The 19,155-nt window shown below is 61.0% G+C and carries 17 protein-coding genes; 10 read left to right on the top strand and 7 right to left on the bottom strand.

Features of this window, described 5'->3' with window-relative positions; all coding sequences use genetic code 11:
- Positions 1–3 precede the first annotated feature (3 nt).
- From ACLIKD_RS08105 to ACLIKD_RS08085, 5 genes are all read right to left on the bottom strand, one after another.
- Positions 4–840, bottom strand: coding sequence for an ABC transporter permease (locus ACLIKD_RS08105; RefSeq protein ID WP_226419785.1), 837 nt, complete (start codon positions 838–840; stop codon positions 4–6).
- Positions 841–851: 11 nt separating this feature from the next.
- The gene (locus ACLIKD_RS08100) at positions 852–1,637 is read right to left on the bottom strand and encodes an ABC transporter ATP-binding protein (protein ID WP_226419786.1); all 786 of its coding nucleotides are present in this window, start codon (positions 1,635–1,637) and stop codon (positions 852–854) included.
- Positions 1,637–2,659: an ABC transporter substrate-binding protein gene (locus tag ACLIKD_RS08095; RefSeq protein ID WP_428827904.1), complete on the bottom strand. Its 1,023-nt coding sequence runs from the start codon at positions 2,657–2,659 to the stop codon at positions 1,637–1,639. Before ACLIKD_RS08095 ends, ACLIKD_RS08100 begins: the two co-directional genes overlap by 1 nt.
- Positions 2,660–2,864: 205 nt before the next feature.
- Entirely contained in the window at positions 2,865–4,166 is a 1,302-nt protein-coding gene (locus ACLIKD_RS08090; protein ID WP_428827903.1) for an FCSD flavin-binding domain-containing protein, read from the bottom strand.
- A 12-nt stretch (positions 4,167–4,178) separates the two neighbouring features.
- Positions 4,179–4,478: a c-type cytochrome gene (locus ACLIKD_RS08085; protein ID WP_226419789.1), complete on the bottom strand. Its 300-nt coding sequence runs from the start codon at positions 4,476–4,478 to the stop codon at positions 4,179–4,181.
- Between the two features lie 291 nt (positions 4,479–4,769).
- Here ACLIKD_RS08085 and ACLIKD_RS08080 point away from each other — a divergent pair, with 291 nt between their 5' ends.
- The 3 genes from ACLIKD_RS08080 (at position 4,770) to ACLIKD_RS08070 (ending at position 7,334) form a co-directional block, all read left to right on the top strand.
- Positions 4,770–5,156, top strand: coding sequence for a hypothetical protein (locus ACLIKD_RS08080; protein ID WP_428827902.1), 387 nt, complete (start codon positions 4,770–4,772; stop codon positions 5,154–5,156).
- Positions 5,157–5,319: 163 nt separating this feature from the next.
- The gene (locus ACLIKD_RS08075) at positions 5,320–6,387 is read left to right on the top strand and encodes a sulfate/molybdate ABC transporter ATP-binding protein (protein WP_428827901.1); all 1,068 of its coding nucleotides are present in this window, start codon (positions 5,320–5,322) and stop codon (positions 6,385–6,387) included.
- 11 nt (positions 6,388–6,398) lie between these two features.
- Complete coding sequence (locus ACLIKD_RS08070) at positions 6,399–7,334, top strand: CysB family HTH-type transcriptional regulator (RefSeq protein ID WP_428827900.1); 936 nt, start codon at positions 6,399–6,401, stop codon at positions 7,332–7,334.
- A gap of 318 nt (positions 7,335–7,652) precedes the next feature.
- On the opposite strand, the gene ACLIKD_RS08065 is transcribed toward ACLIKD_RS08070, so the two are convergent.
- A complete protein-coding gene (locus ACLIKD_RS08065) occupies positions 7,653–9,800 on the bottom strand; it encodes a carboxy terminal-processing peptidase (protein ID WP_428827899.1) in 2,148 nt (715 codons plus the stop codon).
- Between the two features lie 211 nt (positions 9,801–10,011).
- On the opposite strand from ACLIKD_RS08065, the gene mfd reads away from it, so the two are divergent.
- The 7 genes from mfd (at position 10,012) to serB (ending at position 17,331) form a co-directional block, all read left to right on the top strand.
- Positions 10,012–13,449, top strand: coding sequence for a transcription-repair coupling factor (gene mfd, locus ACLIKD_RS08060; protein WP_428827898.1), 3,438 nt, complete (start codon positions 10,012–10,014; stop codon positions 13,447–13,449).
- Between the two features lie 2 nt (positions 13,450–13,451).
- Positions 13,452–14,522: a 3-deoxy-7-phosphoheptulonate synthase gene (locus ACLIKD_RS08055; RefSeq protein WP_428827897.1), complete on the top strand. Its 1,071-nt coding sequence runs from the start codon at positions 13,452–13,454 to the stop codon at positions 14,520–14,522.
- Between the two features lie 151 nt (positions 14,523–14,673).
- The gene (locus tag ACLIKD_RS08050) at positions 14,674–15,255 is read left to right on the top strand and encodes a GIY-YIG nuclease family protein (RefSeq protein WP_226470723.1); all 582 of its coding nucleotides are present in this window, start codon (positions 14,674–14,676) and stop codon (positions 15,253–15,255) included.
- Positions 15,256–15,329: 74 nt separating this feature from the next.
- A complete protein-coding gene (locus tag ACLIKD_RS08045) occupies positions 15,330–15,791 on the top strand; it encodes a hypothetical protein (RefSeq protein WP_226470725.1) in 462 nt (153 codons plus the stop codon).
- 88 nt (positions 15,792–15,879) lie between these two features.
- Complete coding sequence (locus ACLIKD_RS08040; RefSeq protein ID WP_226470727.1) at positions 15,880–16,083, top strand: 2-hydroxymuconate tautomerase family protein; 204 nt, start codon at positions 15,880–15,882, stop codon at positions 16,081–16,083.
- Positions 16,084–16,107: 24 nt separating this feature from the next.
- Positions 16,108–16,482: a DUF167 domain-containing protein gene (locus tag ACLIKD_RS08035; protein ID WP_428827896.1), complete on the top strand. Its 375-nt coding sequence runs from the start codon at positions 16,108–16,110 to the stop codon at positions 16,480–16,482.
- Positions 16,483–16,491: 9 nt separating this feature from the next.
- On the top strand, positions 16,492–17,331 hold the full coding sequence (gene serB / locus ACLIKD_RS08030) for a phosphoserine phosphatase SerB (protein ID WP_428827895.1): 840 nt from the start codon (positions 16,492–16,494) through the stop codon (positions 17,329–17,331).
- Here serB and ACLIKD_RS08025 read toward each other — a convergent pair.
- Complete coding sequence (locus tag ACLIKD_RS08025; RefSeq protein WP_428827894.1) at positions 17,315–19,060, bottom strand: SulP family inorganic anion transporter; 1,746 nt, start codon at positions 19,058–19,060, stop codon at positions 17,315–17,317. The genes serB and ACLIKD_RS08025 overlap by 17 nt on opposite strands.
- Positions 19,061–19,155: the final 95 nt, after the last annotated feature.

Here is a 19,155-nt window from a genome sequence, read left to right as displayed (position 1 = left end):
GACTCAACGCTGCCAGAACAGCGCGCGGCGCTTCAGTTTTTCCAGCCCGGTCATCGCCAGAAAAGTCACCAGCCCGGTGTACAAAATGCCGGCCACCATCTTCGGATAGTCGGCAAAGTCGGCGTAATACTGGACGAAACGCCCCAGCCCGGCATTGGCCCCGAACAGCTCGGCAACCGTCAGCAGGATGAAGGAAAAGCCGAGGCCGACCGCCATGCCGGAAAAGATGTGGGGCAGGGCAGCCGGAAAGACGACGCGCCAGTGGTATTCAAAGCCGGTGAGGCCGAGCGTGCGGGCGTTGTCGCGGTAGCGCTCTTCCAGGGCGTGGGCACCGGCCGCCGCATTCTGGAAGATCGGCCAGAAGGCGCCGATGAAGACGACGAAAATGGCCGACAGCTTGAAGGTCGGCAGAATGGCGATGGCGTAAGGGATATAGACGGTCGGCGGCACCGGGGCGACGACCCGGGCAAAGGGAAAAAAGGCCCGTTGCAGGCGCGGCGAGGTGCCGATGCCCAGGCCGGAGACGATACCGAGCAGGGCGGCGAGCAGGAAGCCGGGGACCAGGATGGTGAAGGACGAGATCGTTCCCTGCCAGAGCTCGGGCAGCGCTTCCCACAAGGCGCGGGCGGTGACGAGCGGGCCGGGAATCAGCGGGTTGTCGCCGAGCGGGGTGTATTCGGCGGCCAGGAACCAGCCGCCGAACAGGACGATCCAGATCAGCGAGGCTTCGACAACGTTGGCCAGGCGTGCGCTCAAGGGCGTTTCGGCCGGTCCGTCGATGACTTGCGGCGTCGGTGTCACCGAGACCTCGCGGGATTCGAGGGTGAGTGTTTCGGGCATGGAATTCTCCTTTACGCCGCAATCAGCTGACGCAGCGTATCGGCGGCCAGCGTTTCGGCGATCGATTCGCGCAGGGTATGGAAGGCATCACTGTCGAACAGCGTGCGGCGGTCGCGGTGCCGGGGAAACTCGACCGGCAGGTCGGCAATCACCCGGCCCGGCGTCGAACCGAGGATCACCACGCGGTCGCCGAGATAGAGCGCTTCGTCGACATCGTGCGTGACGAAGACGATGGTTTTCTTCGGCGTCGCGGCTTCCCAGATTTCCAGCAGCAAGTCCTGCAATTTGGCGCGGTTGACCGGATCAAGGGCGCCGAACGGTTCGTCCATCAGCAATAGCGGCGAACCGAGAGCGAGGGCACGGGCGATGGCGGCGCGCTGGCGCATGCCGCCGGAAAGCTCGAACGGGTATTTGCCGATGGCGCTTTCCAGTCCGACCTTCTTCAGATAATCGGCGGCTTCGGCCTGGCGGTCCGCCTTGCGGGTCTCCGGGCGAGCCTTGCCGATGGCGATGGCGATGTTGTCGACGACCGACATCCAGGGGAACAGGGCGTAGTCCTGAAAGACCACGCCACGTTCGAGGCCCGGGCCGGCAATGGCGCTGCCTTTCCAGGCCAGGCGGCCCCGTTCGGGAAACTGCAGACCGGCGATCAGGCGCAGCAGGGTCGATTTGCCCGAGCCGCTGGCACCGAGCAGCGTGACGAACTGTCCGGTCGGGATCGACAGCTTGATCCCGTCGAGAATCCGGGTGGCGTCGTAGGAAAAATCGACGCCATCGAGAACGAGGCCGTGGCTCATTACGCGTCCTTCTGCTTGAATTCCTTCTGGAGCTTTTTCCAGAAAGGATCGGTCGGGTTTTCCCGGGCCAGCTGGTTGAGCGCCTTTTCGTAGATGCGGGCATCGATGGCGGCGTTCAGGTCCGGCTTGCTGGTGATGAACTCGCTATTGACCATGACGTCGGCGAAGCGCTTGACGCCCTTGACGTTGGGGTCGCTCGACTGGTCAAGATACTGCGAGTAATAACCGCGCCAGAGCAACTGCTGGTCGAGCTTGATGTACTTGGCGATCGACTCGATGGTTTCCTTCTTGTTCTCGGCGGCGAACTTCTCGGCCTTCAGAATGGCCCGGACGAACTTTTCCCAGGTCGCTTCGTCCTTCAGGCTGGCTTCGGTGACCACCAGGCGGCAGCACGGGTGCGCCGGTTGCAGGTCGGTCGAGTGGATGACGATTTTCAGGCCCTGGTCTTCGGCGCGCAGGTCATGCGGCCCCCAGACCAGACCGGCATCGACCTGGCCGGACTTGACGGCTTCGATGACGGCGGGCGGGTTCTTCAGTTCGAATATCTGGACATCGGTCTTCCAGTTGATGCCCTTGTCCTTGAGCGCGCCGCGCAGCACCGCATCGCCAGAAGCCATGCGCACCGTGGCGATCTTCTTGCCCTTGAGATCTGCGATCCCGGCGATCTTGCCGGCGTTGGCCGGGGTCGCGATCAATGCCGCGTCACCGCCCATGATGCCGCCGATGATCTTGATCTTGGCGCCCTTGGAGAGGTGGGCGACCGGCGCGGTGGTACCGAAGGCACCGACATCGAGCTTGCCGGCGATGATGGCATTGAGGCCGTCGGCCGAATTCTGGAACTCGATCAGTTCGACGTCGAGGCCTTCCTTGGCGAACAGGCCTTGTTCCTTGGCAACGAAAAATTTGCCGTGGCCGGTAACCGGCAGATAGCCGACTTTCAGCGTGTCGGCGAGGGCGCTGGAGAGGCCGCCGGCCAGGGCAAGCGCGGCGACCAGAGCCTTGATGGAATACTTCTGTTGCATGGAGTTCTCCTGGTTCAGGGTGGAATTGATCTGAACCAAGTTTGCCGGCTGGCAGCGCACAACTGAACGATGGAATTCTTCGCTGTTTATATCTTTCGACATATATACGCCGGAATGGCGCACCCCGACTCAAATTGCCGCCCAGTAAAAAGCCGCCGCACGCCCGGCTGATGGGCAGTGCGGCGGCCTATGGCGGGCCGGTGCCTCAGCTCAGCGTGTCGGACCAGATGTTCCTGGCCCAGGCTCTGGCGAACAGGCCTTCTTCGACCGAGGGTTCCTTCGAGACGCCGCCCGAACCTTCGACCACCAGCAACTGTTTCTTCTCCGGGTCGTAGCGGTGCACCGAATCGACGTGAATGCCGCGCCGAGCGTCTACGAGCGAGTAGCAGGTGTTGGCCATCAGCATCGGCTGCGCCGGGCGACCGGAGAGGATCTCGACGATTGCTGCGGCTGCCGCCTTGCCGTGCTGGTTGGCCATGTGGCCCGATTTCGGCATCAGCGGCGATGACAGCGTGGCATCGCCCAGCACATGCACGTTGCTGACCGCGGTCGATTCGAGCGTCACCCAGTCCACGGTGGCCCAGCGGTTGTTGGCATTGATCACCCCGGCATCGCGGGCCAGCTTGCCGGCGCCCTGCGGCGGAATCAGATTGATGATGTCGCCGCGCTCCTTGTCGCCGATCTCGCTGGTGACGGTCTGCGTTGCGGCATCGATCTCGGTGGTATTCCAGTTCGGCCGGTACTCGATGATGCCCTTGTAGTCGTTGGCCCAGACATCGGCAAACAGCTTGGTCTTGGAAATGATCTTGTCGTTGCCATCGAGAACCAGGACCTTCGAGTTCGGCTTGTGCGTCTTGAAATAATGGGCGATCTGGCTGGCCCGCTCATAAGGACCGGGCGGGCAGCGATAGGGCGCTTTCGGAATGCTTAGCACGAACGTGCCGCCATCCGCCAGATCGACCAGTTGCTGGCGCAGGGCAATGGTTTGCGGACCGGCCTTCCAGGCATGCAGGATCTTCTGCTGCGCCTTCTCATCGTAGCCGGCGACGGCGCCGAAATTGAATTCGATACCCGGCGAAATCACCAGCCGGTCGTAGCCGAATTGCTCGCCGTGACTGGTCCTGACTTGCCGTTTTTCCGGATCGATGGCGCTGACCTCGGCGTGCACCACCTTGATGCCCCAGTTCTTCTTCAGGGCATCGTAGCTGTGGACGAGTGAGGCGTAGTCGCGATTGCCGGCCAACACTTCGTTGGAGGTCGGGCAGGAGATGAACTCCTTGTTGCGTTCGATGAGGACGACCTCGATGGCGCCATTGCTCCATTTGCGCAGGTATTTGGCCGCGGTGGCTCCGCCGAAGCCGCCACCGATGACGACAACGCGGCCGAGTTTTCGGTTCTTTTGCGGTGCGGCGAACGCCCCACCTGGCAACAGGGCGGCGCCGGCCAGTGTGGCGGAAGCGCCAAAGGCCTGGAGCAGGCGCCGGCGATCGTTGTTGATCTGAGACATATTTAGCGCTCCTTATTTCTGCCGGGAGAAGTAATCCGCCAGCACGGCGATTTCCTCGTCCGTGTAGCCTTTGGCCAGCTGATGCATGATCGTCGCCTGCTTGGTCCCGCCCTTGAAGGCCTTCAGCGCTTCTTCGAGATAGGCCTTGTCTCGCCCGGCAATCATCGGAATGGCCGAGTTGGCCTTGCCTTCAGTGCCGTGGCAGTTGAAGCAATTGCCGACGAAGTAGGGGAAGGGGGCCACGGGCGGCCTGTCGCTCGCCGACGCGACCGAAGCTGCGAGCAGCCCGAGCAGCGGAAGGAATCTTTTCATGGGTTGTCCTGTTCTTCGGAAAAGGCCGGAGGTCCGCAACTGGACTGCGTTTACCGGGCGTTCAAACAGGCGCGAATGTGCGTCAGCGGATCACGAATGCAAAGGAGTTTTTTTGCATAAGCTTAGAACGCGTCGGGTGGGTGAGGGCGGTCGATTGCCGGTTGCTGATCATTCGGGCATATGGATATCAGAAATATGTCGTTTTCCCCCGGCATCGAGCTCACTACGCTTCGACCAAAACCAATCCTGGAGAAGTATCCATTCTGGATGTGCCTGCCTATGGCTGACGAAATGAGTGACTGCCCGCCGGGCAGCAAACCTAATGAACGCCCGGTGACGACTGCACCGGCTGCGATGAACGAATTACCGACCTTGCAGCGGAATGCGCTACGCAAGATATTCGATCGTCCGCAATTCACGCCGGAAGAAGTGGCTGCCCTTGGCTACCGGCGCCTGCAGCAAGCCGAGGGAATCGGTGCCAAAGGGCTGAGCGCGATTGCCGACTGGCTGAAAGCCCATGGCCATCAATTGCCTTTGCCGCCACCGACGGTGGGCGTGCCGTCGGATGTTCCGAAGAAGACCCGCCGGACCATCGAGATGGCCCTGCGGCTGTTGCGTACCCATGGTTATGAGGTGCAGCAAAAGGCGGCGCCAGCCAGCCAGCGGAAGGCACGCTAGCAACCCCCTGATGCTAGCCGGCCGGTTACTTATGCAAAAAAACGATTAGCTTCTTCATTTATGTTATTTCTGCTTATAAGTAACTTTCCTTAGACTTCCGCTCATCGTGTTGATTCTGCTAACCGCGGTGGATAGCCAGATCGGCAATGCCTCGGAGGTTGAAATGAGTATCGCCATTCGCAACATCAGCAAGCAGTTCGGAGCCTTTCAGGCGCTGGATGACGTCTCCATCGACATTCCTTCCGGCGAACTGGTGGCGCTGCTCGGACCTTCCGGCTGCGGCAAGACGACACTGCTGCGCATCATCGCCGGGCTGGAGTATGCCGATCGCGGCCAGATCCTGCTCGAAGGCGACGACGCCTCCGACCGCCATGTGCGCGAGCGCCAGGTCGGTTTCGTCTTCCAGCATTACGCCCTGTTCCGCCATATGACGGTGTTCGACAACGTGGCGTTCGGCCTGCGTGTCCGGCCGAGAAAATTCCGGCCGGCCGAAGCCGAAATCAAAAAACGCGTGACGCGCCTGCTCGATCTGGTCCAGTTGGGCTGGCTGGCTGATCGCTTCCCCTCGCAGCTGTCCGGCGGGCAGCGCCAGCGGATAGCGCTGGCCCGGGCGCTCGCCGTCGAGCCGAAGGTGTTGCTGCTCGACGAGCCATTCGGCGCGCTCGATGCCAAGGTGCGCAAGGAATTGCGCCGCTGGCTGCGGCAGTTGCACGATGAAATTCACGTCACCAGCGTTTTCGTGACGCACGACCAGGAAGAGGCACTGGAGGTGTCTGACCGCGTCGTACTGATGAACAAGGGCAAGGTCGAACAGATCGGATCGCCGGATCAGGTATACGACCATCCGGCGACGTCCTTCGTCGCCAGCTTCCTGGGCTCGGTCAATCTGTTCCACGGCCGGGTCGAGGACGGCCATCTGCATGTCGGCGAGCATGCCCTGACACTTGGCCACGGTCACGAGCCGAGCGAGCAGGCGGTTGGTTATGTCCGGCCGCACGAATTCGATCTGCTGCCGGCCAATGCGCCGGAGGGCGGCCTGCCGGCAAGAATCCTGCGCGTCATCGCCATCGGCCCGCTGGCCCAGGTCGAACTGAGCCGGCCGGATGGCGAACTGGTCGAGGTGTCGGTGTTGCGTGAAGTGCTCGCTGCTTCCGGCCTGCGCGAAGGTGACGATGTTGCGCTGCGGCCGCGGGCCATTCGCGTATTCCAGAACAACCGCCTGGCGGCATAAGAGGAAAAACCATGAATTTTCAGCAACTCAGAATTATCCGCGAGACGGTTCGCCAGGATTTCAACCTGACCGAGGTGGCCAACGCGCTCTATACCTCGCAGCCGGGCGTCAGCAAACACATCAAGGATCTTGAAGACGAGTTGGGCATCGAGATCTTCATTCGCCGCGGCAAACGCCTGCTCGGGCTGACCGAGCCGGGCAAGGAACTGGTCGAAGTGGTCGAGCGCATCCTGCTCGATACCCAGAACCTGCGCCGCATCGCCGACCAGTTCGCCAGCCGCGAAACCGGACATTTCGTTGTCGCCACCACCCACACCCAAGCGCGCTATGCGTTGCCGAAGATCATTCAGTGGTTCAAGGCCGACTACCCGAAAGTGCATCTGTCACTGTTGCAGGGAAGCCCGCGGGAAATCGCCGACTTGCTGGCCTCCGGGCAGGCCGATGTCGGCATCGCCACGGAAAGCCTCGACAAGGTTCCCGAGCTGGCCTCCTTCCCGTTCTATTCCTGGCACCATGCGATCATCGTGCCGAACGGACACCCCTTGCTCAACGTTGGCGAAATCACGCTGGAGACGCTGAGCGAGTACCCGATCATCACCTACCACGAAGGCTTCACCGGTCGCTCCCATGTCGACCAGGCCTTCGCCGATGCCGGGATCGTGCCCGACATCGTCCTTTCTGCCATCGATGCCGACGTGATCAAGACCTACGTCGGTCTCGGCCTGGGGGTCGGCGTGGTGGCCTCGGTGGCCTATGACGTCGAGCAGGATCGAAGCCTGGAACTGATCCCGGTCCCCCACCTGTTTCCCGCCAATACGACACGCCTCGCGGTGCGGCGGGGAACCTACCTGCGCAGCTACGCGCATGCCTTCATCGAGAAAGTCTGCCCTGACGTAGGCGAAGATTTGATCAAGGCCGCCCTCAAGACGCAGAACGGGGCTGAATAAGTATTCTCAAGTTACACCAATCGAAATTAATTAACTGATGTATGATTACAGCAGGAACTGAAGTCCAGCTCAAACGAATTGAGGTGGAGGAGACAAAAATACAAAAGCCCGCGCTAGACGGGCTTTGTTATTTCAGGGGCAACATAAACCTATATGTTGCTATTGCCTGCAGGCGGTGACAGACAAAAAAATGCCCGCACGAGGCGGGCATAAATCCATTTCTTGGAGGAGATGGAGGAGACAAGGTCTTATTCTCCTCCTATCGTTTGTGCACTGCAACATTATTTTGTATCACAGTCTTTCTTTACGCTTAAGCCGTTATCGGCTGTCGGCTCGTTTGTCGCCCGGGATCTTCGCCGCCGGCTTCGTAGCGGGTTGGCTGGGCCGCACCGCGACTGTCTGCAACTCAAGTTCATCACCGAGAATCCGGACCGCTTCGGTCAGGAGGATGTCCTTGGCCTTCTTCCGTTCCTTGACCGCCGCCAGCTCACTGCTGAGCGATCGTTCGCTGGCTTGAAGACCGTCGTCGCGCTGCGTATCACTGATCTTTCGAGCATTTTCCTTGCCATGGTTCTTGCCTGTTTCCCGGCTCGCCAGGGCTGCCTCGCGGGTCTCGCGTTCCTGCCGTCGATCGGCCTCGTTCAGTGAAATCTGGTTTTTCTTGCGCAGGTTGTTGATCTCGGCCAGATCGTCGCGCAGGTATTTGAATTCCTTGTCATCCTTTATCCGGCTTTCGTGGCGGGCCAGCAAGGCGGGCAGTTCGTTTCCGATTGCGCGGGCCGGCACGTAGTCGACTGCGGTGATTTGCCCCCAGGGCAGGGCGTTGGTGAAACTGGCTTCGCCATGATTTTCGCTATCGATCAAGGTCGGGAAGCCAATATCGGGGGTTACGCCACGTAGCTGGGTGGTTCCGCCGTCAATCCGGAAGAACTGAGCTATCGTCATTTTCAGCTCCCCGTATTGCTGCTTGTCGCTGCGTGCCATGCGGTCGAGGTTGAGCAGGGATTGCACGGTTCCCTTACCGAAACTGGGCTCGCCGATGATCAGTCCGCGCCCGTAATCCTGGATCGCCGCCGCAAAAATCTCCGAGGCGGAAGCGGATTGGCCGTTGATCAGCACGCCCAGCGGACCGTTCCAGGCGGCGCCGGCCTGGGTGTCGCTTTCGACTGAAATTCGGCCACGGGCATCGCGTTGCTGGACCACTGGCCCGGTGTCGATAAACAGCCCGGTCAGTTCGACCGCTTCGGACAGCGAGCCGCCGCCGTTGTCGCGCAGGTCGATCAGGATGCTATCGACCTTTTCCTTCTTTAATTCAGTAAGCAATCGGGCGACGTCGCGGGTGGCGCTCTTGTAATTCGGATCGCCTTTTTGTCTGGCTTCGAAATCCTGATAGAAAGAGGGCAGGGAGATGATCCCGATTTTCCGGGCAGTCCGGCCGCTGGTCACCGGCTGCACGGATTTCTTCGCGGCCTGCTCGGCCAGGGTGATTTTCTTGCGAATCAGGGATATCCGTTTGTGGCTGCCATCGGGGCCTGCATCGGCGGGAAGGATATCGAGGAGAACGACCGAATTGGCCTCGCCACGAATCAGGCCAACGGTGTCGTCCAGTCGCCACCCCAGGACATCGGTCAGCGAACCGCTTTCGCCCTGGCCGACACCGACGATGCGGTCGCCGACCTTGAGCTTGCCGGAGACCGCGGCCGGCCCTCCCGCCATGAGCTCACGGATTGTCGTGTACTCGTCTTTTTCTTCCAGCACGGCACCGATGCCGACCAGAGACAGCTTCATCGAGATGCCGAAATTTTCCGAGGCACGGGGACCGAGGTAATTGGTATGGGGGTCGATGGCGGTCGTGTAGGCGTTCATGAAAATCTGGAACGCATCCTCGCTCTTTAGTTTTTCAATCCGTTTGATCGAGGCTTCGTAGCGTTTATCAAGCGTCTCGATAATGCTTTTATCGGTTTTTTCGGCCAGTTTCAGGCGCAGCCAGTCGTTTTTGACGCGTTTACGCCATAACTCGCGCGCTTCCGCGTCGGATTTTGGCCATGGCTCTTTTTCCCGGCGGTATTGAAAGGTTTCGTTCTGCTGAAAGTCGAATCCCCCGGGAAGGAGGCTGCGGGCGTAGGAGAAGCGTTCGATCACCCGTGTCGCATAAAGATTGAAGATCGCAAAGGGCAATTCGAGGTTGCCACTGATGATCGCGTCGTCTAGCCGGGTGCGAATGCCGGCCAGTTGATCGATGTCAGTCTGAATGAAGAAATACTTTTCGGTATCAAGCGACGAGAGGTAGCGCTCGAGTATTTTTTCCGACAAGGCGTCGTCGAGAGCGGGAGCCTGGTAATGGAAGCGGTTCAACAATTCCTGGGTTAGATAGGCCGCCTGCGCCTGTTGGGGCGATGAACTCAGCTCCACTGCCTGGGCACTCATCGACAGGGCAAGCAACAACCAGTACAAATTTTTTCTCATGCAGATACTCCGGGGTTTCCAGCCATATTAAACGTTGAAACGGGCGCACAGGCGGATTTACATCTGACTACAAATAGGTTGCACCGTTCGGGCTGACTATGACCCCCGTTTGTAATTTTACATAATACAAATTATGCGTAATCATAGAAGAGTCCGCTTCACCCAAGGCGTTATAATTCGAAGTCCCCACAACACAGCAAATCGCCCCTTAGTGTCCGCTCCCAAACAGCTGCTTTCCTTGCCGGTTCCTCCCAAGCCCGGTGCTCGTATCGATTTGCCGCTGTTCGCCGGTTCTGCGGATGCCCTGGCGCTGGCTGAGCTGGCGGCGCAAAGCAAGGGACGCCTGTTGGCGGTCGTTACCGCCAGCGCGGCCGACGCGCAGCGTCTGCTCGATGAAATTCCATGGTTTGCACCCGGCCTCAAGGTACGTCTGTTGCCGGATTGGGAAACCCTGCCGTACGACCATTTCTCGCCGCACCAGGATCTCGTTTCCGAACGCCTGGCAACCTTGTGGGCGGCCATGCAAGGCGACGTGGAAATCCTGCTCGTTCCGGCGTCGACCGCCGTCAACCGGCTGGCACCGCCGGAATTCATGGCGGCTTACACCTTCGAGTTCCGCAAAGGCCAGAAGCTCGATGCCGAAAAGTTTCGCAGCCAGGTGACGCTGGCCGGCTACGCACATGTGACGCAGGTCGTGTCGCCGGGCGAGTATTCGATCCGTGGCGGCCTGATCGACCTGTTCCCGATGGGCTCGCAACTGCCTTACCGGCTCGACCTGTTCGACGACGAGATCGAGAGCATCAAGACCTTCGACGTGGACACCCAGCGCACCGTCTATCCGGTACCGGAAGTCCGCCTGCTGCCGGCTCGCGAATTCCCGATGGACGACAAGGGCCGCACGCATTTCCGCCAGGCCTTCCGCGAGAAATTCGAGGGCGATCCGGCCAAGTCGGGCATCTACAAGGACATCTCGAGCGGTATAGCCAGCGCCGGCATCGAGTATTACCTGCCGTTGTTCTTCGACGAAACGGCGAGCATTTTCGACTACCTGCCGAAAGATGCAGTTTTCGTCACGCACGGCGACGCACCGGCCGCCATCGCCGCTTTCTGGAACGACACCCGTTCGCGCTACAACCTGCTGCAGGGCGACAAGGCCCGGCCGTTGATGCCGCCGGAAGAACTGTTCCTGTCCGACGAAGCCTTCTTCAGCGCGGCGAAATCCTACGGTCGGCTGGCCCTCGACGGCAAGAATGCCGACGCCGGAAAACTGCCCAATATCGCCGTCGATCGCCGCAGCGACGATCCGCTCGGCGCGTTGAAAAACCATCTTGCCAGCTTCAAGGGCCGCGTCTTGCTGGTTGCCGAAACGGCCGGCCGCCGAGAAACGCTGGCGGCGATGTTCGCCGAGCACGGGCTGACCATTGCGCCGAGTGCCGACCTGGCCGGTTTCCTGGCCGGCGACGCCAAACTGGCGCTCGGCATCGGTCCGCTGCAGGCCGGCTTTGCGCTGGACAAGCTGGCCTTCATCACCGAAACCGAACTGTTCGCCGGCTCGCCGCGCCGCACCCGGCGCGAAGCCCAGCGCAAGGCCAGTTTCGACAACTGGCTGAAGGATCTCACCGAACTCAAGGTCGGCGACCCGGTCGTCCACGAAAGCCACGGCATTGGCCGTTATTGCGGCTTGGTCCGGATGGATCTCGGCCTCGGCGAGCAGGAATTCCTCGAACTGCATTACGCCAACGAGGCCAAGCTGTTCGTGCCGGTGGCGCAGCTGCACGTAATTTCCCGTTACTCCGGTGCCGATCCGGAAAGCGCCCCGCTCCATACGCTCGGCTCCGGCCAGTGGGAAAAGGCCAAGCGCAAGGCCGCCGAACAGGCGCATGACACCGCCGCCGAACTGCTCTCGCTCTATGCCGCCCGCGCCGCCCGCGAGGGCCACGCCTTCGCCTTCAAGGAATCAGATTACGAGGCTTTTGCCGACGGTTTCGGTTTCGAGGAAACGAACGATCAGGCCGAGGCCATCGTCGCGGTGATCAACGACATGCGTTCCGGCAAGCCGATGGACCGCCTGGTCTGTGGCGACGTCGGCTTCGGCAAGACCGAAGTCGCGCTGCGCGCCGCCTTCTGCGCCGTCGCCGGTGGCAAGCAGGTAGCCGTGCTCTGTCCGACCACCCTGCTCTGCGAACAGCATTACCAGACCTTCCGCGACCGCTTCGCCGACTGGCCGGTCAAGATCGCCGAAATCTCCCGCTTCAAGACCGCCAAGGAAACGACGCAGGCCTTGCAGGAGCTGGCCGAGGGCAAGATCGACATCATCATTGGCACGCACAAGCTGATCGGCAAGGACGTCAGGTTCAGCCAGCTCGGCCTGGTCATCATCGATGAAGAACACCGTTTCGGCGTCCGCCAGAAGGAAACGCTGAAAGCGATGCGCGCTGAGGTGGACGTGCTGACGCTGACCGCGACGCCCATTCCGCGCACGCTGGCAATGAGCATGGAAGGCCTACGCGACTTCTCGGTGATCGCCACCGCGCCGCAGAAGCGTCTGGCCATCAAGACCTTCGTCAGCACCTTCTCCGACGGCATCATCCGCGAAGCCGTGCTGCGCGAACTGAAGCGCGGCGGCCAGGTGTATTTCCTGCATAACGAAGTCGACACCATCGACAACATGCGCGAAAAACTGGAAAAGCTGGTGCCCGAAGCGCGCATCGTCATCGGCCACGGCCAGATGAACGAGCGGGAGCTGGAACGGGTGATGCGCGACTTCACGGGCCAGCGCGCTAACGTGCTGCTGTGCACGACCATCATCGAAACCGGCATCGACAACCCGCACGCCAACACCATCCTGATCAACCGCTCCGAGAAGTTCGGCCTCGCCCAGTTGCACCAACTGCGCGGCCGGGTCGGCCGGTCGCATCACCAGGCCTATGCCTACCTGCTCGTGCAGGACGAAAAGGCGATGACCAAGCAGGCGCGGATGCGCCTCGAAGCCATCCAGGCGATGGAAGAACTCGGTTCCGGCTTCTTCCTCGCCATGCACGACCTGGAAATCCGCGGCGCCGGCGAAGTGCTCGGCGACAACCAGTCCGGCGAAATGCAGGAAGTCGGCTTCAACATGTACGCCGACATGCTCAACCGGGCGGTGGCAGCTCTCAAGCAGGGCAAGCACCTGGCGGCGGTCGACCTGACCCAGCCGCTCGGCATCGGCACCGAAATCAACCTGCGCACCCCTGCCCTGCTGCCCGACGCCTATTGCCCCGACGTCCATGAGCGCCTGACGTTGTACAAGCGCCTGGCCAACTGCGAAGAGGCCGAGGACATCGACGCCCTGCAGGAAGAACTGATCGACCGCTTCGGCGAACTGCCGCTGCAGGGCCAGTCGCTGCTCGCCACGCACCGCCTGCGCCTGCTGGTCAAGCCGCTGCTGATCCAGAAACTCGATGCGACCAACGACCAGATCACCATCCAGTTCAGCCCGGAATTCAGCAAAAATCCGCCGATCGAACCGATCAAGATAATCAATTTGATTCAGAAAAACCGCAGCTATAAGCTGGCCGGACAGGATAAACTTTCCCTTTTACGCCACTGCCCAACCTTGAGCGATAAGGTTACTGCGGTGAAAGACATGATTCGCCAGCTGAGCAACTGACCATGACCACAAAAAATATCGACGACATCAACGTGACCGCCTTCGACGACATGCCGACGCCGGAGGAAATCCACGCCCGCCTGCCGCTGTCCGACAAAGCGGCCAGGACGGTCACCCACGGTCGCCACCTGCTGCACAACATCCTCGACCGCAAGGACCATCGGCTGTTCGTCGTCGTCGGCCCCTGCTCCATCCACGACCCGGTCGCCGGCCTCGATTACGCCCGCCGCCTGAAAAAGCTCTCCGAAGAAGTCGGCAACACGCTGCAACTGATCATGCGCGTCTACTTCGAAAAGCCGCGCACCACCGTCGGCTGGAAGGGCTACATCAACGACCCGTTCATGGACGACAGCTTCCGCATCGACATCGGCATGGCCAAGGCCCGCGAATTCCTGCTCCAGGTCGCCGAAATCGGCCTGCCGACCGGCACCGAAGCGCTCGACCCGAATGCGCCGCAATACTACGGTGACCTCATCACCTGGACAGCCATCGGCGCCCGCACCACCGAATCGCAAACCCACCGCGAAATGTCCTCCGGCCTGTCCACCCCGGTCGGTTTCAAGAACGGCACCAGCGGCGACCTCAGCGTGGCGATCAACGCAATCCTCTCTGCCTCCAAGCCGCACTCCTTCCTCGGCCTTACCAACCAGGGCCGCGTCGCAGTCGTCCGCACCAAGGGCAACGGCTACGGCCACATCGTGCTGCGCGGTGGCGACGGCCGCCCGAACTACGACACCGTCTCGGTCGCCATGGTCGAACAGGCGCTGACCAAGGCCAAGCTGCCGCACAACATCGTCGTCGACTGCTCGCACGCCAACAGCTTCAAGAAGCCCGAACTGCAACCGCTGGTCATGGCCGACGTGGTAAACCAGGTCCGCCTCGGCAACAAATCGCTGGTCGGCGTGATGATCGAATCCAACATCGAAGCCGGCAACCAGTCGATCCCGACCGACCTCAGTCAGCTGAAATACGGCTGCTCGGTAACCGACGGCTGCGTCGATTGGGCGACCACGGAAAAGATGATCCGCGATGCGGCGGTGCTGCTGCGGGATGTGCTGCCGGAACGGGCGTAAAGACGGGCGCCGGAAATAGCCTTTGTTGGTTATCCGGCGCTATCCAGGATTGGAAATGGATGTCCAGATATGGCAACAAAATGCCATATCTGGACATTTTGATTTGATATCTATTTCAAATAAGGCACTTACATTACCGAAGGAATAACCAGTGTCGTCTGATTCCTCCTACTATGTGTATGCGCTCAAAGACCCGCGCAGTTCTCCGGCTTTGCCCTTCTACATTGGTAAGGGAACCGGCACTCGTTCGTTTGATCACTTGGTCAAACCCGACAACACCCGCAAGGGGCTTCGCATCAAAGAGATCGACGCTTCCGGCGCAAAGGTTCTCGTTTCGCGCCTTGTTGACTCATTAACTGAACGGCAAGCAATGAAGCTTGAGGCTGAACTTATCTCGTCCTTCGGAACAATCGACACCGGCGGGTTACTCACAAACTCAGTTCTCCCATCCGGGCTCGGAAAGAAGTCCCGATCGTCGGTGATATTGCCATCCGGAGCAAAGGAAAAGGCCCAACTTGGTCTGGCTCTGCTAAAAGAGGCGGTGCTCGAACTCGCCAAGGTCAATCCGAAAGGAATATCAAATTCCGATGCTGCAAGTCTCCTAGGGCTCCGCAGCGACTACGGCGGTGGATCAAAAGACTATCTTTCCTACAGCGTTATCGGCCTCCTTATGCGAGAAGGAAAACTTGAGCGTGACAAGGCATCCAGAAAGCACATCGCTCGTGTCGAATAGCAATGGCGCAACCCGTAACTCAAACGGACCAGCGCGAATAGCCGTGCCGGGCGAATTCAAACGTTAGGCCACGCATGCCCACACATCACATTGCGTCTGGAGCCCTTACTGGTGGAGAAGCAAAGATCGCGATCTCCAGTCTCCCTCGTCAGTTTCTCGATCGCGCTCGCGGATTGCTTACGGGTCTAGAAGCGCTTGCGCCTCTCGGACCACGGCAGGCAGAAGCGGCGATATTCCTTGCTTCATGGTGTTTGGAACTAACTCTCAAGGCTTACCTTGAATCCAAAGGACAGACGAAGGTCGAGCTTCGTACCATTCAACACAATCTCGCCGCACTTTGGGCCAAAGCATTCGACCACGGTCTGCCCACACCGGCTATGCCGCCACTCTGGTGTCTCCTTCTCTGCACTACACACGACAAGCCGTTTCATCAGCGTTACCCGACTGACGCCACGGTTTCTTCCGCGCCAAACATTCAGTTGCTGGTTGTCGAGCTCACTGCACTTCACAATCTCGTGGCGCAATCGCTGCAATGAACTCGCTCGCTACAACGAGTAAATCAACACAGCTCAGATCCCTGTTGTTTAGTTCAGATAGAGCTACTCATCCGACCAAGGAGTAAATATGCCTTACGTAAATATCAAGATCACCAAGGAAGGTGCGACCACTGAGCAGAAGGCTCGCCTGATCGAGGGCGTCACCCAGCTACTGGTCGATGTTCTCGGCAAGAACCCGAAGACCACCGTGGTCGTGATCGATGAGGTCGACACCGACAACTGGGGGGTCGGTGGCGAATCGATCACCGTCCGCCGGGCGCGTGGCGAGTAAGCATTAGGTGACTCGTTCCGCCCGATGAAGGCCAAGCGCACCAAACCACGCCACGCTGCCGAGAGCGCGGACGGCCGTCCCATGAACTCGTTCTGCGAATGGGATGGCGACACCCTTGTCCTTAATATCCTCGGCCAGCCCAATGCCAACCGGGATACGATCGGCAAGCCCAAGGGCAAGCAGCTCCAGGTCAGCGTAACGGCGGCGCCGGTGGCCGGTCGGGCAACCGATCACATGGTGCGCTTTCTGGCCGGCGAGTTTGCCGTGTCGCCTGCGGCCGTCACGGTGGTGTTTGGCCGCTTCGATATCAACAAGCAGTTGCGCATCCGCGCGCCGCAAAACCTCCCAGCAGTCGTCGCCAAACATCTGGCGCCGCAACCACTACAACTTGAACTCTGACAGAACACCATGAACCTCATCATCCAGGGCGGCGCCCTCCCGACTTTTCTGCTTGAACGCATCGTTGCCGCGACCGGCGCAACTGCCGTCGAACCGCGCCCGCCGCAAGTCGTCCGGCTGCTCGGTGCTGCGCGCACGCCGGAATTCGCGGCGCTGATTCCGCTGATCGAAGCGGAAAAACTCGATTGGGCCTTTGTCGAGAGCGGCAAGAAACTGGCCGATTTCGGCCTGATCTGCTTTGACATGGATTCGACGCTGATCACCATCGAATGCATCGACGAACTGGCCGACTTTGCCGGCAAGAAGGCCGAGGTATCGGCCGTGACCGAGGCCGCGATGCGCGGCGAGATCGATTACAGGGAAAGCCTGCGCCGCCGCCTGGCCCTGCTGGCCGGGCTGGATGCCCGGGTGCTGGCGCGCGTCTATGGCGAACGCCTGCTGCTCTCGCCGGGCGCCCGCGAACTGCTGGCGGCAGCCCAGGATGCCGGGCTACGCACGGCCATCCTGTCCGGCGGCTTCACCTACTTCACCGAGCGGCTGCGCATCGAACTGGGCTTCGATTTCGCCACCTCGAACGAACTGGAAATCTCCGGCGGCAAGCTGACCGGCCGGGTCGTCGGCGACATCGTCGATGCCGCGGCCAAGGCGCATCACTTGGCGCGCCTGACCGACGAACTGGGCTTGCGGAAGGAGCAGGTCATCGCCTGCGGCGACGGCGCCAATGACTTGCAGATGATGGCGCAGTCCGGCCTTTCGGTGGCCTTTCGCGCCAAGCCGGCGACACGGGCCAAGGCCGATGTGGCGATCAACTTCGGCGGTCTGGATTCGCTGCTTAACCTGTTTGACTGAGCGGCGCGGCGCCCGTCTGCGCCGTGCCGGCAAGTTTCTCGAAGGCGGCATTGGCCGACAGGAAGACCTCGCCGCTCAGCGCTGACCACAGCGCCGAATTCAGCAAGCGATCCTGCACTGGCCCCTTGACCTCGGCCAGGTGCAGCCGGATGCCCTGATCGGCAAGATCCTGGTTGAGTTCGGTGAACACCTCGACGGCCGTCGCATCCATCAGATTGACGGCGCTCATCACCAGCACCAGGTCGTGGGCGCCGGGCACGTGCTCCAGTTCCTGCTTCAGGCGCATTTCAACGGCGCCGAGATTGCCGAAGAACAGCCGCTCGTCGATGCGGATGAAGAGCACGCCGGGGATCGTCTCAACGGCGTAGCGCTCGACATTGCGGAAATGTTCGCTGCCGGCAATCCGGCCGACCACCGCGATGTGCGGCGTACTGACCCGGTACAGCAGGGTCGCCATCGAGAGCACGATACCCAGCCCGATGCCGGTTTCGAGACCGATCAGCAGCACCCCGCCGGCCGTGCCGAGCAAGGCCAGGGCATCGGCCCGGTCGTAGCTCCAGGCCTGCCGGAGGGCGGTGATGTCGATCATCGAAATGGCGGCCATGATGATGCTGGCCGACAGCACGGCCAACGGCAAGCGCTCGAACCAACCGGCGGCGCCGGCCACCACGCCGATCATGGCGAGGGCGGCAACGATGCTGGCGAGCGGCGTCTGGGCACCGGCTGCGACATTGACAGCGGAGCGCGACAGGCCGCCGCCGACCGGCATGCCGCCGGAAAAGGCAGCGACGACGTTGGCCGCGCCCAGCCCAACCAGTTCGGCATTGGCATCGATCCGCTCGCGCCGCTTGATGGCCAGGGCCTGGGCCATGGTGATGCTCTGCACCATGCCGATCAGCATCATCAGGAAGGCCGGAACGATCAGGCTGCGCGTTGTACCAAGGCCGGGCAGGAAAAAGTTGAAAGCCGGGATCCCGGCAGCCACCGCGCCAACCACGGCGACGCCGTGGCTGCGATCGAGGTCGAATTTACTAACCGCCAGCGTGCCGATCAGCACGACGACCAGCGGCATTACCCGGACAACGAAGGCCGCCTGGTTCTTGCTGAGGCCAGCCTTGATCAGCCAGCCGGCCAGCGCGTAACGAACGACAAATAGCAAGCCGAGCGCCGCCAGGCCGATGCTCAGCGTCGGCAGATGGCTGTGCGGCAGCTTGCCCAGCACGTCGAGCACGACTTCGCCGCTGCTGCTGCCGTGCGGCGTGACGCCGAGCAGGTATTTCAACTGGCTGATGATGATCAACACCGCCGAACCGGAAATGAAGCCGCTGATCACCGGCCGGCTCAGCAGTTGCGACAGGAAGCCGAGGCGCAGCACGCCGCAGGCCAGCAACATGACGCCGGAAATCAGCGACAGAGCGGCAGCCAGAGCGATGTATTCCGGCGAGCCGGGCGCGGCAATCGGGCTCAGTACGGCATAGGTCATGATCGCGGTGACGGCGACCGGCCCGACTGCCTGCACCATGCTGCTGCCCAGCCAGGCATAGGCGATGACCGGCAGAATGCTGACGTACAGCCCCAGTTGCGGCGGCAAACCGGCCAGCAGCGCGTAGGCCAGGCTTTGCGGAATGACCAGGATGGTGACGATCAGGCCGGCGACGATATCCGTGCCCAGTTTTTCTCTGGGGTAATGCCTGAGCCAGGCGGGAACAAGGCTGGGGAAAGCGGACATTGCTGGCGGGATGCGGTCGATGACGAAAAGTGCCGGCAGTATCGGTGCCGGGCGGTGCTCCGTCAATCGGCGGCCGGCGCATGTGGCATGCCTGC

Source organism: Azonexus sp. IMCC34842 (genome assembly GCF_050368855.1).
Classification (GTDB): Bacteria; Pseudomonadota; Gammaproteobacteria; order Burkholderiales; family Rhodocyclaceae; genus Azonexus; species Azonexus denitrificans_A.
Note: the sequence above shows the minus strand (reverse complement) of the source record. Positions and strands in the feature narration are given on the sequence as shown.